Source organism: Pseudoblastomonas aquimaris (assembly GCF_035481675.1).
Classification (GTDB): domain Bacteria; phylum Pseudomonadota; class Alphaproteobacteria; order Sphingomonadales; family Sphingomonadaceae; genus Alteriqipengyuania_B.
The window spans coordinates 78,523-93,390 of record NZ_JAYJJW010000002.1 but is presented as its reverse complement, the minus strand read 5'-3'; the positions used below and the strand labels follow the sequence as shown (position 1 = coordinate 93,390).

The 14,868-nt window shown below is 67.3% G+C and carries 15 protein-coding genes; 5 read left to right on the top strand and 10 right to left on the bottom strand.

Annotation, left to right across the window (positions count from 1 at the left end; genetic code table 11):
* Nucleotides 1-9 precede the first annotated feature (9 nt).
* Genes holA through VCJ71_RS10475 form a run of 4 tightly spaced genes read right to left on the bottom strand, consistent with a single transcriptional unit; the run spans nucleotide 10 to nucleotide 4,601 of the window.
* Nucleotides 10-1,053, bottom strand: coding sequence for a DNA polymerase III subunit delta (gene holA / locus VCJ71_RS10490; RefSeq protein WP_324641050.1), 1,044 nt, complete (start codon nucleotides 1,051-1,053; stop codon nucleotides 10-12).
* Nucleotides 1,050-1,511 carry an LPS assembly lipoprotein LptE gene (gene lptE / locus VCJ71_RS10485; protein ID WP_324641049.1) on the bottom strand — a complete coding sequence of 154 codons (462 nt, stop codon included), beginning with the start codon at nucleotides 1,509-1,511 and terminating at the stop codon, nucleotides 1,050-1,052. The genes holA and lptE overlap by 4 nt, the downstream gene beginning before the upstream one ends.
* A gap of 47 nt (nucleotides 1,512-1,558) precedes the next feature.
* Nucleotides 1,559-4,093, bottom strand: a complete 2,535-nt coding sequence (leuS, locus tag VCJ71_RS10480; protein ID WP_324641048.1) for a leucine--tRNA ligase — start codon at nucleotides 4,091-4,093, stop codon at nucleotides 1,559-1,561.
* Nucleotides 4,094-4,145: 52 nt separating this feature from the next.
* Entirely contained in the window at nucleotides 4,146-4,601 is a 456-nt protein-coding gene (locus VCJ71_RS10475) for a DUF3576 domain-containing protein (protein WP_324641047.1), read from the bottom strand.
* Between the two features lie 436 nt (nucleotides 4,602-5,037).
* Between VCJ71_RS10475 and VCJ71_RS10470 the strand changes: the two genes are divergently transcribed.
* Nucleotides 5,038-5,796 carry a hypothetical protein gene (locus tag VCJ71_RS10470; protein WP_324641046.1) on the top strand — a complete coding sequence of 253 codons (759 nt, stop codon included), beginning with the start codon at nucleotides 5,038-5,040 and terminating at the stop codon, nucleotides 5,794-5,796.
* 137 nt (nucleotides 5,797-5,933) lie between these two features.
* Nucleotides 5,934-6,656 (top strand): acetoacetyl-CoA reductase, encoded by a 723-nt coding sequence (gene phbB, locus VCJ71_RS10465; RefSeq protein WP_324641045.1) that lies wholly within the window; start codon nucleotides 5,934-5,936, stop codon nucleotides 6,654-6,656.
* Between the two features lie 21 nt (nucleotides 6,657-6,677).
* Here the strand turns inward: phbB and VCJ71_RS10460 are convergent, their stop codons facing one another.
* Complete coding sequence (locus tag VCJ71_RS10460) at nucleotides 6,678-7,421, bottom strand: helix-turn-helix domain-containing protein (RefSeq protein WP_324641044.1); 744 nt, start codon at nucleotides 7,419-7,421, stop codon at nucleotides 6,678-6,680.
* Between the two features lie 87 nt (nucleotides 7,422-7,508).
* Between VCJ71_RS10460 and VCJ71_RS10455 the strand changes: the two genes are divergently transcribed.
* Together VCJ71_RS10455 and VCJ71_RS10450 are read left to right on the top strand one after the other, a co-directional pair.
* Complete coding sequence (locus VCJ71_RS10455; RefSeq protein WP_324641043.1) at nucleotides 7,509-7,748, top strand: ribbon-helix-helix domain-containing protein; 240 nt, start codon at nucleotides 7,509-7,511, stop codon at nucleotides 7,746-7,748.
* A 57-nt stretch (nucleotides 7,749-7,805) separates the two neighbouring features.
* Nucleotides 7,806-8,573: an alpha/beta hydrolase gene (locus VCJ71_RS10450; RefSeq protein WP_324641042.1), complete on the top strand. Its 768-nt coding sequence runs from the start codon at nucleotides 7,806-7,808 to the stop codon at nucleotides 8,571-8,573.
* A 51-nt stretch (nucleotides 8,574-8,624) separates the two neighbouring features.
* Here the strand turns inward: VCJ71_RS10450 and VCJ71_RS10445 are convergent, their stop codons facing one another.
* From VCJ71_RS10445 to murA, 3 genes are read right to left on the bottom strand one after another with little or no spacing between them, the layout of a single operon-like run.
* On the bottom strand, nucleotides 8,625-8,852 hold the full coding sequence (locus VCJ71_RS10445; protein ID WP_324641041.1) for a hypothetical protein: 228 nt from the start codon (nucleotides 8,850-8,852) through the stop codon (nucleotides 8,625-8,627).
* Between the two features lie 52 nt (nucleotides 8,853-8,904).
* A complete protein-coding gene (locus tag VCJ71_RS10440; RefSeq protein ID WP_324641040.1) occupies nucleotides 8,905-10,065 on the bottom strand; it encodes a TraB/GumN family protein in 1,161 nt (386 codons plus the stop codon).
* 4 nt (nucleotides 10,066-10,069) lie between these two features.
* Complete coding sequence (gene murA / locus VCJ71_RS10435) at nucleotides 10,070-11,353, bottom strand: UDP-N-acetylglucosamine 1-carboxyvinyltransferase (protein ID WP_324641037.1); 1,284 nt, start codon at nucleotides 11,351-11,353, stop codon at nucleotides 10,070-10,072.
* A gap of 81 nt (nucleotides 11,354-11,434) precedes the next feature.
* Here murA and galU point away from each other — a divergent pair, with 81 nt between their 5' ends.
* The gene (gene galU, locus VCJ71_RS10430) at nucleotides 11,435-12,310 is read left to right on the top strand and encodes a UTP--glucose-1-phosphate uridylyltransferase GalU (protein ID WP_324641034.1); all 876 of its coding nucleotides are present in this window, start codon (nucleotides 11,435-11,437) and stop codon (nucleotides 12,308-12,310) included.
* Between the two features lie 18 nt (nucleotides 12,311-12,328).
* On the opposite strand, the gene VCJ71_RS10425 is transcribed toward galU, so the two are convergent.
* Nucleotides 12,329-13,867 carry an acyl-CoA synthetase gene (locus VCJ71_RS10425; RefSeq protein ID WP_324641032.1) on the bottom strand — a complete coding sequence of 513 codons (1,539 nt, stop codon included), beginning with the start codon at nucleotides 13,865-13,867 and terminating at the stop codon, nucleotides 12,329-12,331.
* 213 nt (nucleotides 13,868-14,080) lie between these two features.
* Nucleotides 14,081-14,812 carry a M23 family metallopeptidase gene (locus tag VCJ71_RS10420; RefSeq protein ID WP_324641030.1) on the bottom strand — a complete coding sequence of 244 codons (732 nt, stop codon included), beginning with the start codon at nucleotides 14,810-14,812 and terminating at the stop codon, nucleotides 14,081-14,083.
* Between the last annotated feature and the right edge of the window lie 56 nt (nucleotides 14,813-14,868).

The window sequence follows — 14,868 nt, the reverse complement described above, 5'->3', positions numbered from 1 at the left end:
GGCGCGCGATTATCGGCGGGGTGCTGCCTGCCGGGCGATCGCGGTCAGTTCCTGCACCAGCAGCACGTCGGCGCTGCGGCTGTCGCCCAGCATCCGGCGATGGAGGTCCACCAGCCGCTGCGTCAGCCGCGCCAGTTTCGGCCCGCGCCATGCCCTCAGCTGGACGGCGAGATCCCGTTCGTCCTTGAAGAAGATGCGCCGCGCGCGCTTTTCGCCTTCGATGAAGGACTGGATATCGCCGCGCGGCCCCATCCGGGCGGCAAGGCCGGCCAGCTGCGCCGCGCGTCGCTCCATCGCCAGCACCAGCCCGACGGAATTCAGCCCGACCTCGCGCATCCGCCGCATTTCCGCCGGCAGCTTGTGCGCCTCGCCCGACAGGACCGCGTTGACCAGCGGCATGAAGCCGTCTTCCTCGGTCGTCGCGCCGATGGCGCCCAAGACTTCCGCATCGACCACCTTGGGCGACTGGATCGACGCGTCGAGATATAGCGCCAGCTTGTCGATCTCGCTTTGCGCCAGCCGCGAATCGAGGCCCGTGCCGCGCGCGATCCGTTCCGCAATGTCGCCGTCGAGCCGCAGGCCCGCCTTGTCCGCCATCTGCCGCACCACGGGCGTGAAATCGTGCAGCGTCGGCTGGTAGAACATCGCCACCAGCGCATCCTTGCGCTTTTCCAGCAGCTTGGCCGTGCGCGACTTGTCGGTGGCGGAGGTCGCCACGACCAGCACGGGGCAGGGCTCCACCCCGTCGGCCTCGACCTGCTCGATCAGCGTGCGCAGCGGCTCCGCCATTTCATCGCCGCTGGCGCGCACGCGGATGTGGCGGGTCTCGCCGAACAGCGATGAAGACCGTGCCTCGTCGCCCAGCAGCGCGGGGTCGCGCTTGAGGTCGCCGCCGGACAATTCGACCTTCTCGCCCGGATCGTCGAGCATTCCGGCGAGCGTGTCGGCCGCCGCCGCGGCTCCCGCTTCGTCTGGCCCGCAGAAGAAGAAATAGCGGCACTGCGCCGCGGCCCCCTTCGCGGTGCGGGCGAAATCGCGCTGAGTCGCCTTCACGGCTCGCGAAGTTCGAGGCTGAGGCGGGTGACGATCCGGTCGGCCACTTCGAGCGCGAGGTTTTCGAGCGCCCGCTCCTCCGCCGCGACCGTCGCATACTCGGAGGAGACGACGTCGATCCCCGCGTCGGACCCGGCAGTCGCGTCGAGCAGCACGGTGTCGCTGGCGACGTCGACCAGCTGGTAGCGCGCGCGCAAGGTGCGCCGTTCGCGGCCGATGGTCTCGTCGGTCAGCAGGCCCAGCCCTTCGAGCTGGTCGTCCAGCACGATGTCGAGCCGGTAGCGGGCCGAACCCTGCCCGGATGTTCCCAGCCGGTCGATCAGGGCGTTGCGGACCAGCCAGCCCGCCCGCCCTTCGATGGCCGGGACCTCGATATCCGCCAGCCCGCGCGCGACCGCCCCGTCCCCGCCGCCGGCATAGAGCGGCTGCAATCCGCATGCGGGCAGCGCTAGGGCCATGGCCAGGGCAGCGATGGGGGCAGCAAACGGGGCGGCAGCAATTCGCATCAGGTGACGATATTCACCAATCTGTCGGGCACGACAATGACCTTGCGCACCTCTGCCCCGTCGATCGAACGCCGGACCTTGTCGCACGCCAGAGCGCGCGCTTCCAGTTCCTCTTTTGCGAGACCCTTGGGCACGGTGAGCGTGTCGCGCAGCTTGCCCTTGTGCTGGACGGCGATGATCACTTCGTCCTCGACCAGCAGCGCCTCATCCACCTGAGGCCACGGGGCATCTGCAACGAGACCGGCCTGGCTCATCGCGGCCCAGCCTTCCTCGGCGACATGCGGCATCATCGGCGCGACCATCTTGAGCAGCGCCAGGATCGCCTCGCTGCGCGACGCGGACGGCGCGGCTTTCTCCACCGCACCGGTCAGTTCGTAAATCCGCGCCACCGCCTTGTTGAAGCCCAGCGCCTCGATGTCCGAGGCGACCGCGGCGATCGCCTGGTGGGTCTTGCGGGCCAGAGGCTTGTCCTCGCCCGCGGCAGCCGCATCGTACTGCCCGAAGATGCGCCACAACCGCTGGACGAAGCGCCAGCAGCCTTCGATCCCGCTTTCGGACCATGGCAGGTCGCGTTCCGGCGGGCTGTCGGACAGCATGAACCAGCGCACCGCGTCCGCACCATAGCGGGCGATGATCGTGTCGGGGTCGACGACGTTCTTCTTCGACTTCGACATCTTGACGACGCGCCCGGTGGTGACCGGGTACCCGTCTGCCTTCAGCACGACGGCTTCGCCCTTTCGCTCAACTTCCTCGGGCAGGAAAAAGGTCTGCTGGCCGCCGTCGGGATTGCGCCGGTAATAGGTCTCGTGTGTCACCATGCCTTGCGTAAACAGACTGGCGAAAGGCTCGGCGAAATCGAGCTTGCCGATGTGGGCGAGCGCGCGGGTCCAGAAGCGGGCGTAGAGCAGGTGCAGGATCGCATGTTCGATCCCGCCGATATATTGCTCCACCGGCAGCCACTGAGCCACCTCGTCCCGGTCGAAAGGCCTGTCCGCCGGCTGGCTGGCGAAGCGCAGGAAATACCACGAGCTGTCGACGAAGGTGTCGAGCGTATCGGTTTCGCGTAACGCGTCGCCGCCGCAGCCGGGGCAGGTCACGTTCTTCCAGCTATCGTGGCGCGCCAGCGGGTTGCCGGGCTCCTTGAAATCGACGTCTTCGGGCAGGGTGACGGGCAACTGGTCCTTGGGCACGGGCACGATTCCGCAGGCATCGCAATGGATGAAGGGGATCGGCGTCCCCCAGTACCGCTGGCGCGACACGCCCCAGTCGCGCAGGCGCCACACGGTCTTGCCTTCGCCCCAGCCTTCGGCCTCAGCCTTGGCGATCACCGCGGCCTTGGCCTCGTCCACGCCCATCCCGTCGAGCGCGCCGGAATTGACCAGCACGCCGTCGCCAGACTCCGCCTCGGTGCCGAACTTCTCGTCCGCCTTCGACGGGTCGCTGGCGACCACGCGCAGGATCGGCAGGTTGTATTTCATCGCAAATTCGAAATCGCGCTGGTCGTGGCCGGGCACGCCCATCACCGCGCCGGTGCCGTAATCCATCAGCACGAAATTGGCGATGTAGACGGGCAGCGTGCGCCAGCTTTCACAGGGATGGCGCGCGGTAATCGTGGTCCGGAAACCTTTCTTCTCGGCCGATTCGACTTCCGCCGCGGTCGTGCCGCCGCGCTTGCATTCGGCGATGAAGTCGGCCGCCGCGGCGTCCTTTTCCGCCGCCGCCTGCGCCAACGGGTGGTCGGGCGCAACCGCGAGGAAGCTGGCGCCGAAAATCGTGTCGGGCCGGGTCGAATAGACCGCGACCGTCCCGCCGTTCGACAAGTCGAAGGACAGCTCCATCCCGCGCGACTTGCCGATCCAGTTTTCCTGCATCAGCCGCACCTTGTCGGGCCAGCCGTCGAGTTCGCCCAGCCCGTCCAGCAGGCCCGGTGCGAACTGGGTGATCTTCAGGAACCACTGCGACAGCTTGCGCTTCTCGACCTCGGCACCGCTGCGCCAGCCGCGCCCGTCGATGACCTGCTCGTTGGCGAGCACGGTCTGGTCGACGGGGTCCCAGTTGACCTCGCTTTCCTTGCGATAGACGAGGCCCGCTTCGTACAGGTCGAGGAACAGCGCCTGTTCGTGGCCGTAATATTCCGGATCGCAGGTGGCAAACTCGCGCGTCCAGTCGAGCGCGAAGCCGAGGCGCTTCAGCTGCGCCTTCATGTTGGCGATATTGTCGCGCGTCCAGCCGCCCGGGTGCACGCCCTTTTCCATCGCCGCGTTTTCCGCCGGCATGCCGAAAGCGTCCCAGCCCATCGGGTGGAGCACCGCGTGCCCCGTCGCCTTCTTGTAGCGCGCCAGCACGTCGCCCATCGTGTAATTGCGCACGTGGCCGATATGGATGCGCCCGCTGGGATAGGGGAACATCTCGAGGATATAGCTCTTGGGCCGCGGATCGGCGGCGGGGTCTTCGGGCGCGACGAAACACGCACCCTCTTCCCAGGCACGCTGCCACTTGCCGTCGGCCTGCGACGGATCGAATTGCTCGGTCATTCGGTTAGCCCCCGTCAGGTCCGGATCGCGCGCGGAAATTGTGCGGCGGCGATCAGCCGACCGCGTTGCGGCGCAATTCGCGGGCGCGGGTCAGGATGATGTCTTCCAGCTTCTGCACGGTGGCGGCCTGGACCGGTGCGGCGACCCATGTGCCGCCCTGGTTCACCTGCCGCGTGGCGCCGACCCGCAGCGCATCGGCGCGCAGGTCCGTGTCGAGGATCGCGACCGACAGCTTCACCCGCTCGTTCGGATTGCTCGGCGGCGAATACCAGTCGGTGATCACGATGCCGCCGGCCGCATCGGCCTGCAGCAGCGGGGCGAAGGACAGCGTGTCGAGGCTGGCGCGCCAGAGGTAGGAATTGACCCCGATCGTATTCACCTGTGCTGCCGCCAAGGTGGCAGCCGGACGGTCGCCGCCGCCGCAGGCGGCAAGTCCGGCAAGCGCCGCAGCGCCGATCGCGCCGCGCAGCAGGGTCCGGGTGAACGAAGGGGTGGTGATGGCGGTCATCGCAGGCAAACTCTCTTTATACGCGGGGGCCGCCGGGCAGCCCGTCCGAATTGCAGGTCGCCAGCGTCTCTACCCACCCCGTGCCCGCGCCACAAGCCCGATGGGCCGCATGCGGGAACGGTCGGCGGACCGGGGTCGGGTCGAGGCAAAGCCGCCAGGGCGTGAACGCCTGCTGAAGCGCCGCCACAGGACGGGCGCCAATGTTGACAAAGGGCAACACTCCGGGCCCCGATTGGCGCAATTTTTCGATAAGGACTCGCCAGTTGCCCGGCACGGGCGTAACGCTATCGACTCGAAGGGGCGCCTGCCGATAGCGGCAAGCCGAAATCAGGAACCGTTCATCACTTCGGGTATTGAATGGTTGCTCGACATTCGGTGGGCATTGGCCCTGAACAATTGGCGGGCAATAGCCCGGACAGGGGACGAGAGAGCAACGATGGCACGGCTTGGAACATCGGCAAGGGCAGGCGGTTTCGCCGCCGGCTTGCTGTGCGCCGTCGCCGCGTTCGGCCTCGTCCTGCCCGCCTCCGCGCAGGTTCGCAGCGTGGCGAGCGACGTGGTCGACCTTGCCGCACGCGGCAGTTTCGCCTCTTTCACGCCCGCATCGGTCGACGATCGCCTGGCCGCCTATCTTGCCGAGCGCAGCACCGGCAAGGGCCGGATGATGCGCTTTACGCCCGCAGGGTCCGCCAGCCGTCCCGATCGCTCCGTCACCGTGGCCGTCCGCGTGGACGAGGAAACGGCCCGCGCCATCTCGGTCCGCAGCGCGATCCGGCAGGTCGCCGAACGGCCCCCGACCGCCGCGACGCTTGCCGTTGCGCCGACCAGCTACAGCCTCGGCATCGCGAAGGATTACCAGAGCTTCGCGCCGACGCAGGTTACCCTGCCCGACAGCGTGGCCAAGGTGCAGATGCCCGACCTGTCCAAATTCCGCCCGGCCCGCGGCGAAGAGGGTAAGCCGAGCCGCTTCGGCGCGGATATCTCGCTCGCCAGCGAAACGCCCGCCGGCCGCGCGCCGCGCTCCATGTCCGGCCTCGGCGACCAGAGCGTCGATATCGAAGGCCGCTACAGCGTGACCCGCAATCTCGACGTGACCGCCGGTGTCCGCGTGTCGCAGGATCGCGAACGGCTGGCCCCGCTCGAAGACAGCAAGGATGCCGGCGCCGTCTATGTCGGCACCAAGCTGCGCTTCTAAACCGTTTCCGCTACATCGCTGAATTCGTATGAGCGCGCCTGCGCTCTCATCCGCGCGCTTGCCGCGAAGCCTCCCCATGCCGTAACGTCACCTGACCCAAGCGACCGCAAAGCGGCGCGGCATCTGAGAGGACACCCATGGCACGTATCGCAATCGTCACCGGCGGCACCCGCGGCATCGGCAAGGCCATCTGCCTTGCGCTGAAAGAGGATGGCCACACGGTCGTCGCCAATTACGGCGGCAACGACGATGCGGCGAAGCGGTTTTCCGACGATACCGGCATCCCGGCGGTCAAGTTCGATGTCGGCGACCACCAGTCGGTGCTGGACGGATGCAAGCAGGTCGCGAGCGAGCACGGCTATGTCGACATCGTCGTCAACAACGCCGGCATCACGCGCGACGGCACGCTCCACAAGATGAGCTGGGACGACTGGAACGAGGTCATGCGCATCAACCTCGGCGGGTGCTTCAACATGGCCAAGGCGTGCTTCCCAGGCATGCGGGAGCGCGGCTGGGGCCGGATCGTCAATATCGGCAGCATCAACGGCCAGGCCGGGCAATACGGCCAGGTCAATTACGCCGCCGCCAAGTCCGGCATCCACGGCTTCACCAAGGCGCTGGCGCAGGAAGGCGCGCGGTCCGGCGTGACGGTCAACGCCATCGCCCCGGGCTATATCGACACCGACATGGTCGCCGCCGTCCCGCCGCAGGTGCTGGAGAAGATCGTCGCCAAGATCCCTGTCGGCCGGCTCGGCCAGGCGGAGGAAATCGCCCGCGGCGTGCGCTTCCTGGTGAGCGACGAAGCCGGCTTCGTCACCGGCTCCACCATGAGCATCAACGGCGGCCAGCACATGTATTGAACCGGCGCTGCCGGCGCGGCGTCACTCGACGAAGACGCCGGCAACCCGCCATGTGCCGCCTTCGCTGACGAGCGATACGGTCTCGGTCATCGCCGCCTCGCGGTTTTCGAACCGGGTGGCGAATTTCACGATCGTGTAGCCCTGCGGCGTGGGCGGCGTCTCGACCGACACGAGCTGCCGCGAAACGGTCGCACCCAGCGGCGTGCGGACGGACGCGGACACACGGGTCCACGTTTCCAGCGTGTTGAGTTCGCGGAACGCCTCGCTCGTCAGGGCATAGCTTGCGTCCGCATTGCCGGCATCGACCAGTTCCAGCCAGCTGCGCGCAGCCGCCTGCATTTCTTCCTGCCGCACTTCTTCGGACGCCGGCGCGTGGCCCAGAGGGGAAGGGATGACGCCCATGGCGAGGGCGGCGAGTAGAAGGGTCATGAGCGTTACTCCTGCAAGAATGAAAAGCCGGCGCCGGCCGTGTGCCGGGCCTTGTCTGGCCTCAGCACCGTCTGCCGCAGCCGATCGCGCACCCGCATCCCCCAATTCCTTGGGTACGAGCGAATCGGGGTGCGCTCCCTCCTCTTCCCGCAGCAGGCGGGCGGCTTCCTTGCTGCTGGTCACGCCAAGCTTGCGCCGCGCATTGCGCAGGCGTTCGTTGACCGTGTGGACCGACAGGTCGAGCGCGAGCGCCATCGACTTCGCATCGTGGCCGAGCAGCAGCAGCCGCAGCGGCTCCTTTTCCTTCTCGGTCAGCTGCGGCGCGTCGCTTGCCATGGCACCGGACTATGGCCGCAGCGGTTTTCCGGCCACCCCAAAAAATTCGTAGGTCCGGCGGGCAGGCAGCGGCTAGGCTGGCGACCGATGGCCACCGACTACCACCCACCGGTCAAGCGCTCGGTCGAGATTGCCGGGCACAAGACCTCGATCAGCCTCGAACCCGTGTTCTGGGACCTGCTGCGAAAGGCGGCGGAGGCCGAGGGCGTTCCGGTCAACGCGCTGGTCGCGCGCATCGATGCGGAACGCATCGTGGCCGACGTGCCGCCCGGGCTGGCGGGTGCGGTGCGGCTGTGGCTCGTCGCGCGCATGACGCGGAGCGATTAAGGCGCGATTCACGGGTGCGGTCGCAATTCTCCGCCGGAAACGGAGGGGAGCCTTTTCATGCGAGCAATTATGGTTCTGCTGCTGGCGGCAATGGCCCTGGGCGGTTGCGCAGGCACGATCCGCGACCGGATCTACCAGCCGATCCCGCTTGCCGAGACGCCGGTCGAATTTGCAGGCGAAGCGCCGCGGTCGGTCTCGACAACCACTGCCGACGGCCTGGTCCTGCAAGGATATTACTGGCCGGCCGAAGAGGGCGACGACACGCTGGTCGTCTATTTCCACGGCAACAGTTTCAACCAGCTGGTCGGCGCGCAGCGGGCCGAGCCGCTGCGTGCAGGCGGTCACGGCGTGCTGGTCGCGTCCTATCGCGGCTATGGCGGCAACCCCGGTTCGCCGAGCGAGGCCGGCCTGTTCGCCGACGGCGAGGCGTGGCTGGCGGAGGCGCGCAGGCTGGCGCCCGATGCGCGCATATTCCTGTTCGGCCATTCGCTGGGCGGTGCGGTGGCGCTGGAAATGGCCGCACGGCAGGATGTCGAGGCTGTCGCCACGCTGGGCACCTTCGCCCGCTTGGCCGACCAGGCCCCTGCCCTGGCGCGCGGGCTCGTGCCCGACCGGTTCGACAATGTCGCCGCGATCGCCCGCGTCAGCGAACCGGTGCTGCTGCTTCACGGCACGGAAGACGCGGTGGTGGATCCCGCAGCAGCTATAGAGCTGGAGGCCGCCGCTACCGGTCCCGTCACGCTGGTCCGCCTGACCGGCGCCGGACACCAGGTCGACCTCGCCAAGATCGCCGGGAGGCTGTGGGAAGCCTGGCTCGGCGACTGACACGAAAAGGGCGGCACAATAGCCGCCCTTTCCACATCGTTTCGCGAAGCGTCAGTACTTCGCCGTCGCGTCGCTGGCCGGATAGGTTTCATCCAGCGCCTCGTCGGTTGCGCTCATCGGCTCGTGGCTTGCGGTCGAATCGGCGCCGGCATTGCGGAAGGTGCCTTCCGGCTCGCCATCGGCGAATGCTACGCCGTTCTGGTCCGTCTTGTGCTGCTCGTAAGCCTTGTAACCGAGGTAACCGAGGGCGCCGAGCGTTGCGAGTTTCAGAATTGCCATATGTAATCTCCTTTCCCCACCAACGCGCGAAAGGAAATACGGGTCCGGAAAGTCACTCCGGTAATCGCACGGCCCGCACGACATAGCGCCCGGGCGGCAGCGCCAGTCGCACGTCTTCCCCCGGCTCGAAATAGACGCGGTCTTCAGGCACCGCGTCGAAAGGCTCCCCTTCGCGAAATGCCTCGACGACAAGCGGCGCGGCCGAGCCGGCAAACGGCTGCGGAATGCCGACGGCCTGCTTCCCGTCGAAACGCCATGCAGCGCGGCCGTATCGGAAGCCGTCGAGGGGATGATCGATGGCGAAGTCGAAAGGCGCTGACCCGTCGTCCGGCATGGGCAGCAGGCGAACTTCCTCGCTGCCGCCCCGGCAGATGGTCTGACCGATGGTCAGCGGATCGATACCGGTCAGCCGCCGCAAGCGTGCCGCCATCCAGATCGCGCTATGCTCGTCCTCGATCTCGCGCTCGTCGGCGTGCGAATATCCGACATGCACGACCAGCTTTTCATCCGGCCCCATCGCCGACAGGATCGCGCCAAGATTGTCCGCCTGTGCCTGCTCCCGCGCGGCGACACGGACCCGCCAGTCCTCGTCCCGGGGAGCATCCGGATCGTGGACCTGTTCGTAGGCGGCCAGCCGGTAACCGGACTGCCGGGCCGTCCTCACCAGGCGCCCGAATACGGGTTCCCCGCTATACCAGCCGTCTCTCATGTGCGGATAGGTGAGCATGGCATGGTCATCGACCGGATCGGGGCCATCGTCGCGGTTCGCGAAAGTCTCCGCCGCGAAAACCGTGTATCCCAGCGGGCGAAGCCGCTCGACCAGGCGGCGCGAGAAGTCGCGGTGCCGGGTCACGTGGTGGCTCTCGTTGATGATGACGACCCGCGCGCCTGCCGCCTCCGACACCAGGGCATCGAGAATCGCGTCGGTCCCGGATACCGTTTCGCCTTTCGCGGCGCAGGCGGCGGGATTGTACTCGTTTCCGCCGGAGACGCTGGCCGCACGATCTTCACGCCCGAGCAACGACCAGCCTTGTTCGATCATGCCGCCGGATACCTCGCCTTCGGTAAGGGCGGGGACCTCGTAGATCATCGGCGTCGCGGTGTCGGCAGCGGCGACGGGTGGGCCGGCGACCATCAATTCGACCGCCGGTCGGTCCGGTGCGGAAACGCATCCGGCAAGCGCGAGCGCGGCGACTGCTACGATCGCCCGCATCCGATTACTCCGCGCCGACCCGCTCGATATCGGCGCCGACCAGCTGCAGCTTCTCTTCCAGCCGCTCGTAGCCGCGGTCGAGGTGGTAGAGGCGGTTGACGTTGGTCGTGCCCCCAGCCGCGAGACCGGCGATCACCAGGCTCATCGAGGCGCGCAGGTCCGTCGCCATCACCTCGGCACCGGTCATGCTGGCCACCCCGTGTACGATCGCCGTGCGGCCCGACGTCTCTATCCGCGCGCCCATGCGGGTAAGTTCCGGCACGTGCATGTAACGGTTCTCGAAAATGGTCTCGGTCAGCACGCTGGTGCCTTCCGCGCGGCACAGCAGCGCCATCAGCTGCGCCTGCATGTCGGTCGCAAGGCCGGGATAGGGCGCGGTGTTAAGGTTGGTGGCCAGCAGCTTGCCGTTCGCGGCAATGTGGACGCCGTTCTTCACCTCTTCGCACTCCACACCGATATTGCGCAGGGCATGGAGCGTGGCGGCCATGTCGCCCGCCTTGGCCCCGTCCAGCGTGACTTCGCCGCCGGTGATGGCGGCGGCGCAGGCATAGGAGCCCGCCTCGATCCGGTCGGGCATGACGCGGTAGGTCGCGCCGTGCAGTCGCTTGACCCCGTGGATCGTGAGGTCGGAGGACCCGATGCCCTCGATCTCCGCGCCCATCGCGACGAGGAGATTGCACAGGTCGACGATCTCCGGCTCGCGCGCGGCGTTGCCCAGCCGGCTGGTGCCGTTCGCCAGCGCCGCGGCCATCAGCGCATTCTCTGTTGCGCCGACCGAGACCACGGGGAAATCGAAATTGCCGCCGGGCAGGCCGCCGTCGGGCGCATGCGCGCGGACGTAGCCTTCGGCGAGCTCGATCTCCGCCCCGAACGCCTTCAGCGCTTCCAGGTGCAGGTCGATGGGCCGGTTGCCGATCGCGCAGCCGCCGGGAAGCGAGACGGTCGCCTCGCCCATGCGCGCCAGCATCGGACCGAGCACGAGGATGGAGGCGCGCATCTTGCGCACGAGATCGTAAGGCGCGACCGTGTTGGTGACGCGCGTCGCCTCGTAGGTGACCACGCGGCCGAAATCCTCCGGCCGGTTGCCCTGAATGCTCACGGTTACGCCGAACTGCCCCATCAAGTGCTGGAAGCCGTCGATATCCGCGAGCCGCGGAAGGTTGCGCAGCGTCAGCGGCTCTTCGGTGAGCAGCGCGCAGGGGATGAGGGTGAGTGCGGCGTTCTTCGCGCCCGAAATCGGCAGCGCGCCCGACAGGCGGTTGCCGCCCTTGATGACCAGTTTGTCCATGGCGAAGCGTTTAGCGCGAATCGCGTGTGCCGCAAGGTCGGCGGTTGCGGCGGGCGCGGCGGCGACCTATCGCAAGGCCCCATGAGCAATCGCAAACCGATCCGCAAAGCCGTGTTCCCCGTCGCCGGGCTCGGCACCCGCTTCCTTCCCGCGACCAAGGCGATCCCGAAGGAATTGCTCCCCATCGTCGACAAGCCGCTGATCCAGTATGCGGTGGACGAGGCGCGCGAAGCGGGGATCGAGCAGATGATCTTCGTCACCGGGCGCGGCAAGACCGCCATCGTCGAACATTTCGATGTCGCCTACGAACTCGAAAGCACGATGGAAGAGCGCGGCAAGGACATGTCGGTGCTCGATTCCAGCCGCTTCACGCCGGGCGATATCATCACCGTGCGCCAGCAGGTGCCCATGGGCCTGGGCCATGCGATCTGGTGCGCAAGGGCGATCGTGGGCGACGAGCCGTTCGCCATCCTCCTGCCCGACGAGATGATGTGGGGCGAGCCGGGGTGCATGAAGCAGATGGTCGATGCCTACGAGGAAACTGGCGGCAATCTCGTGAGCGTGCTGGAAGTGCCGCACGAAGACGTGTCGAGCTACGGCGTGATCGATCCGGGCGCGGAAAACGGCGCACTGACCGAGGTGAAGGGCCTGGTCGAGAAGCCCCCGGTGGACGAGGCACCGTCGAACAAGATCGTCTCCGGCCGCTACATCCTGCAGCCCGAAGTCATGCGCATCCTCGAAGACCAGGAAAAGGGCGCGGGCGGCGAAATCCAGCTGACCGACGCGATGGCCAAGATGATCGGGCAGCAGCCCTTCCACGCCGTCACCTTCGAAGGCCGCCGGTTCGACTGCGGCAGCAAGCTCGGCTTCGTGGAAGCGACGCTCGCCATCGCGCTGGAGCGCGAGGACATGGGCGGCGACGTGCGCGAAATGGCGCATCGCATCCTGGGCGACTGACGCCGAGGGCCCGGCCGGTCAGTCGGTGCCGGCCGCCTTCGCCGCGAATTCCTCGCGCAGTTCGCGCTTGTAGAGCTTGCCGTTCGCCTCGCGCGGCAGTTCCGGGCGGAAGTCGAACTGCTTGGGCATCTTGATGCGGCTGAGCTCGCGGCCGAGGAAGTCGCGCAGTTCCGCCTCCAGCGCATCGCCCGCATCGCCCATATCGACCGGCTGCACCACCGCGACCACGCGTTCGCCGAGGTCGGCATCGGGCGCGCCGATGACGGCGGCGTCCATCACCTTGTCGTGGGTGACGAGCAGGTTCTCGATCTCCTGCGGGTAGATGTTCACCCCGCCCGAAATGATCATGTGGCTGGCCCGGTCGGTGAGGTAGAGATAGCCGTCTGCATCGACATGGCCGATGTCGCCGATGGTCATCCAGCCATCGCGGTGCATGGCCTCCGCCGTCTTGCCCGGATCCTTGTGGTACTGCGGCAGGATCTCGTTCTCGAAATAGACGAGGCCGTCGGTCCCGGCAGGCACCTCTTCCCCGTCAGCGCCGCAGATGTGCAGCTTGCCATAGATCGCCTTGCCCACAGAGCCGGGATGGGCGAGCCAGTCTTCCGCCTTGATCAGCGTCATGCCGATCCCTTCGGACCCGGCGTAATATTCGTTGATGATCGGGCCCCACCATTCGATCATTTCGCGCTTTACCGGCACCGGGCACGGCGCGGCGGCGTGGAGTGCGCGCCGGTGGCTGGATAGGTCGTATTTGCTGCGCACCGCCTGGTCCAGCTTCAGCATCCGGACGAAATGCGTCGGCACCCACTGGCTGTCGGTGACCTTGAATTGCTCGATCGCCGCCAGCGCGGCTTCGGGATCGAACTTCTCCATCACGACGACCGTACCGCCGAGGCGGTGCACCGTACTGCACCAGCCGAGCGGCGCGGCGTGATAGAGCGGGGCGGGCGATAGATAGACCATGCTGCCGTCGGCGGGCATGCCCGCACCCATCGTGGCGAGGCCCATCAGCGCGACCGGCGCCGTGACGTCGTTTGTCGGGGGCGCGGCCGGGCGGATGCCCTTGGGCCGGCCGGTCGTCCCGGAGGAATAGAGCATGGTGAGGCCGGGCGCCTGGTCTTCGATCGGCTCGTCCGGCTGCGCGGCGATGGCGGCGTCGAGATCCTCGCCATCGCCGCCGCCCATGACCAGCACCGGCAAGTCGGGCAGCAGCTTGCGGACTTCCGCCACGACGCCGGCGTAGGCGGCCGACGTCACGAGCAGGCGGCTGTCGCTGTCTTCTAGGATATAGGCGATCTCCGGCGCGGTGAGGCGGGTGGCGACCGGTACCATCATCGTGCCCGCGCGCTGCGATCCCCAGACGAGCTCAAGGCTCCGCGGATGGTTTTCCATCAGCACCGCAAAGGCATCGTCGCGCTTCAGACCGCGGGCGCGGAGCAGCTGCGCGATGCGGTTGGCCTGGCGATCGAGCTCGCCATAAGTGACCGTCTCGCCGCTGCCGGCCATGACGATGGCAGGATGGTCGGGGCGCGCCTGCGCATGAAGAATGGGGTGCATGGTATCAGCCTCTCATGCGCGCTCTTCATGGCGCGTCATGGGCCGAGTTTAAGCGATCGATTAAAATGCGCAAGGGGCGAAGATTGCCCCCGGTGCCCGCGCAAAGAAAAAGGCGACGGCCCGTGAGCCGTCGCCTTGTAAGGTAAGCACCCTCTCCAAAGTGCTTGCGAGGCTGGTTAGCAGCCCCGCCCTGTCGGTGCAATTGCGGTCAGCTTATTCCGCGCCGCGGATGGCGCCAGCGCCGTTCGAAGCCACGCGGATCGTCGAAGGTGCGTCTTCGATCATGTAGGGGCGCGGATCGACGGCAACGCCGGCGATGCGGATTTCGTAGTGCAGGTGCGGGCCGGTCGAGCGGCCGGTCGAGCCGACGTAGCCGATGATGTCGCCCTTGCGGACACGCTCGCCTTCGCTGACGGCGAGGCGCGACATGTGTGCGAAACGGGTCTGGATGTCGTCGCCGTGTTCGATCGAGACATAGAGGCCGTAGCTGCTGAAGCGGTCGGCGCGCGACACGATGCCGTCGGCGGTGGCGAAGATCGGCGTGCCGGTGGGCGAGGCAAGGTCCACGCCCTTGTGCGCGGCGCGGCGACGCAGGACCGGATGGTCGCGCATGCCATAATCGCTCGACAGGCGGGTATCGACCACCGGCATGCCCGACGGCACCATGGCCGACGGGGCGGCCGAATAGCTTGCCGCCATTTCGGGCTCGTCTTCGCTCTGCCAGTCGGCGAACAGTTCGCGGAATTCACCGTCCGATTCGCCCAGCGCCGACTGGGTGTTGTCGACGATCAGCATGTCGTTGCCCTGTGCTGCGGCCGGTGCGGCGAATGCGCACGTGACGGCTGCGGCGGCGAGGGTTGCGGCGGTGCGTAGCGACTTGAGCATCCGGGCGAGTGTCCTTCCCGACGTGCGATCCAGCACGTCTGTTGCGTCCCTGCGCAGCATCTTTCCTGCTGCGCTTCACAAATTTTTCCCTGGGAAGGAACAAATCCCCTCCCGTC

Excerpts from the sequence above, each read along its gene's own strand:
- lptE (WP_324641049.1), bottom strand. The coding sequence starts at position 1,511 with ATGGCCCTAGCGCTGCCCGCATGCGGATTGCAGCCGCTCTATGCCGGC.
- leuS (WP_324641048.1), bottom strand. The coding sequence starts at position 4,093 with ATGACCGAGCAATTCGATCCGTCGCAGGCCGACGGCAAGTGGCAGCGT.
- VCJ71_RS10475 (WP_324641047.1), bottom strand. The coding sequence starts at position 4,601 with ATGACCGCCATCACCACCCCTTCGTTCACCCGGACCCTGCTGCGCGGC.
- VCJ71_RS10470 (WP_324641046.1), top strand. The coding sequence starts at position 5,038 with ATGGCACGGCTTGGAACATCGGCAAGGGCAGGCGGTTTCGCCGCCGGC.
- phbB (WP_324641045.1), top strand. The coding sequence starts at position 5,934 with ATGGCACGTATCGCAATCGTCACCGGCGGCACCCGCGGCATCGGCAAG.
- VCJ71_RS10460 (WP_324641044.1), bottom strand. The coding sequence starts at position 7,421 with ATGGCAAGCGACGCGCCGCAGCTGACCGAGAAGGAAAAGGAGCCGCTG.
- VCJ71_RS10455 (WP_324641043.1), top strand. The coding sequence starts at position 7,509 with ATGGCCACCGACTACCACCCACCGGTCAAGCGCTCGGTCGAGATTGCC.
- VCJ71_RS10450 (WP_324641042.1), top strand. The coding sequence starts at position 7,806 with ATGCGAGCAATTATGGTTCTGCTGCTGGCGGCAATGGCCCTGGGCGGT.
- VCJ71_RS10445 (WP_324641041.1), bottom strand. The coding sequence starts at position 8,852 with ATGGCAATTCTGAAACTCGCAACGCTCGGCGCCCTCGGTTACCTCGGT.
- VCJ71_RS10440 (WP_324641040.1), bottom strand. The coding sequence starts at position 10,065 with ATGCGGGCGATCGTAGCAGTCGCCGCGCTCGCGCTTGCCGGATGCGTT.
- murA (WP_324641037.1), bottom strand. The coding sequence starts at position 11,353 with ATGGACAAACTGGTCATCAAGGGCGGCAACCGCCTGTCGGGCGCGCTG.
- galU (WP_324641034.1), top strand. The coding sequence starts at position 11,435 with ATGAGCAATCGCAAACCGATCCGCAAAGCCGTGTTCCCCGTCGCCGGG.
- VCJ71_RS10425 (WP_324641032.1), bottom strand. The coding sequence starts at position 13,867 with ATGCACCCCATTCTTCATGCGCAGGCGCGCCCCGACCATCCTGCCATC.
- VCJ71_RS10420 (WP_324641030.1), bottom strand. The coding sequence starts at position 14,812 with ATGCTGCGCAGGGACGCAACAGACGTGCTGGATCGCACGTCGGGAAGG.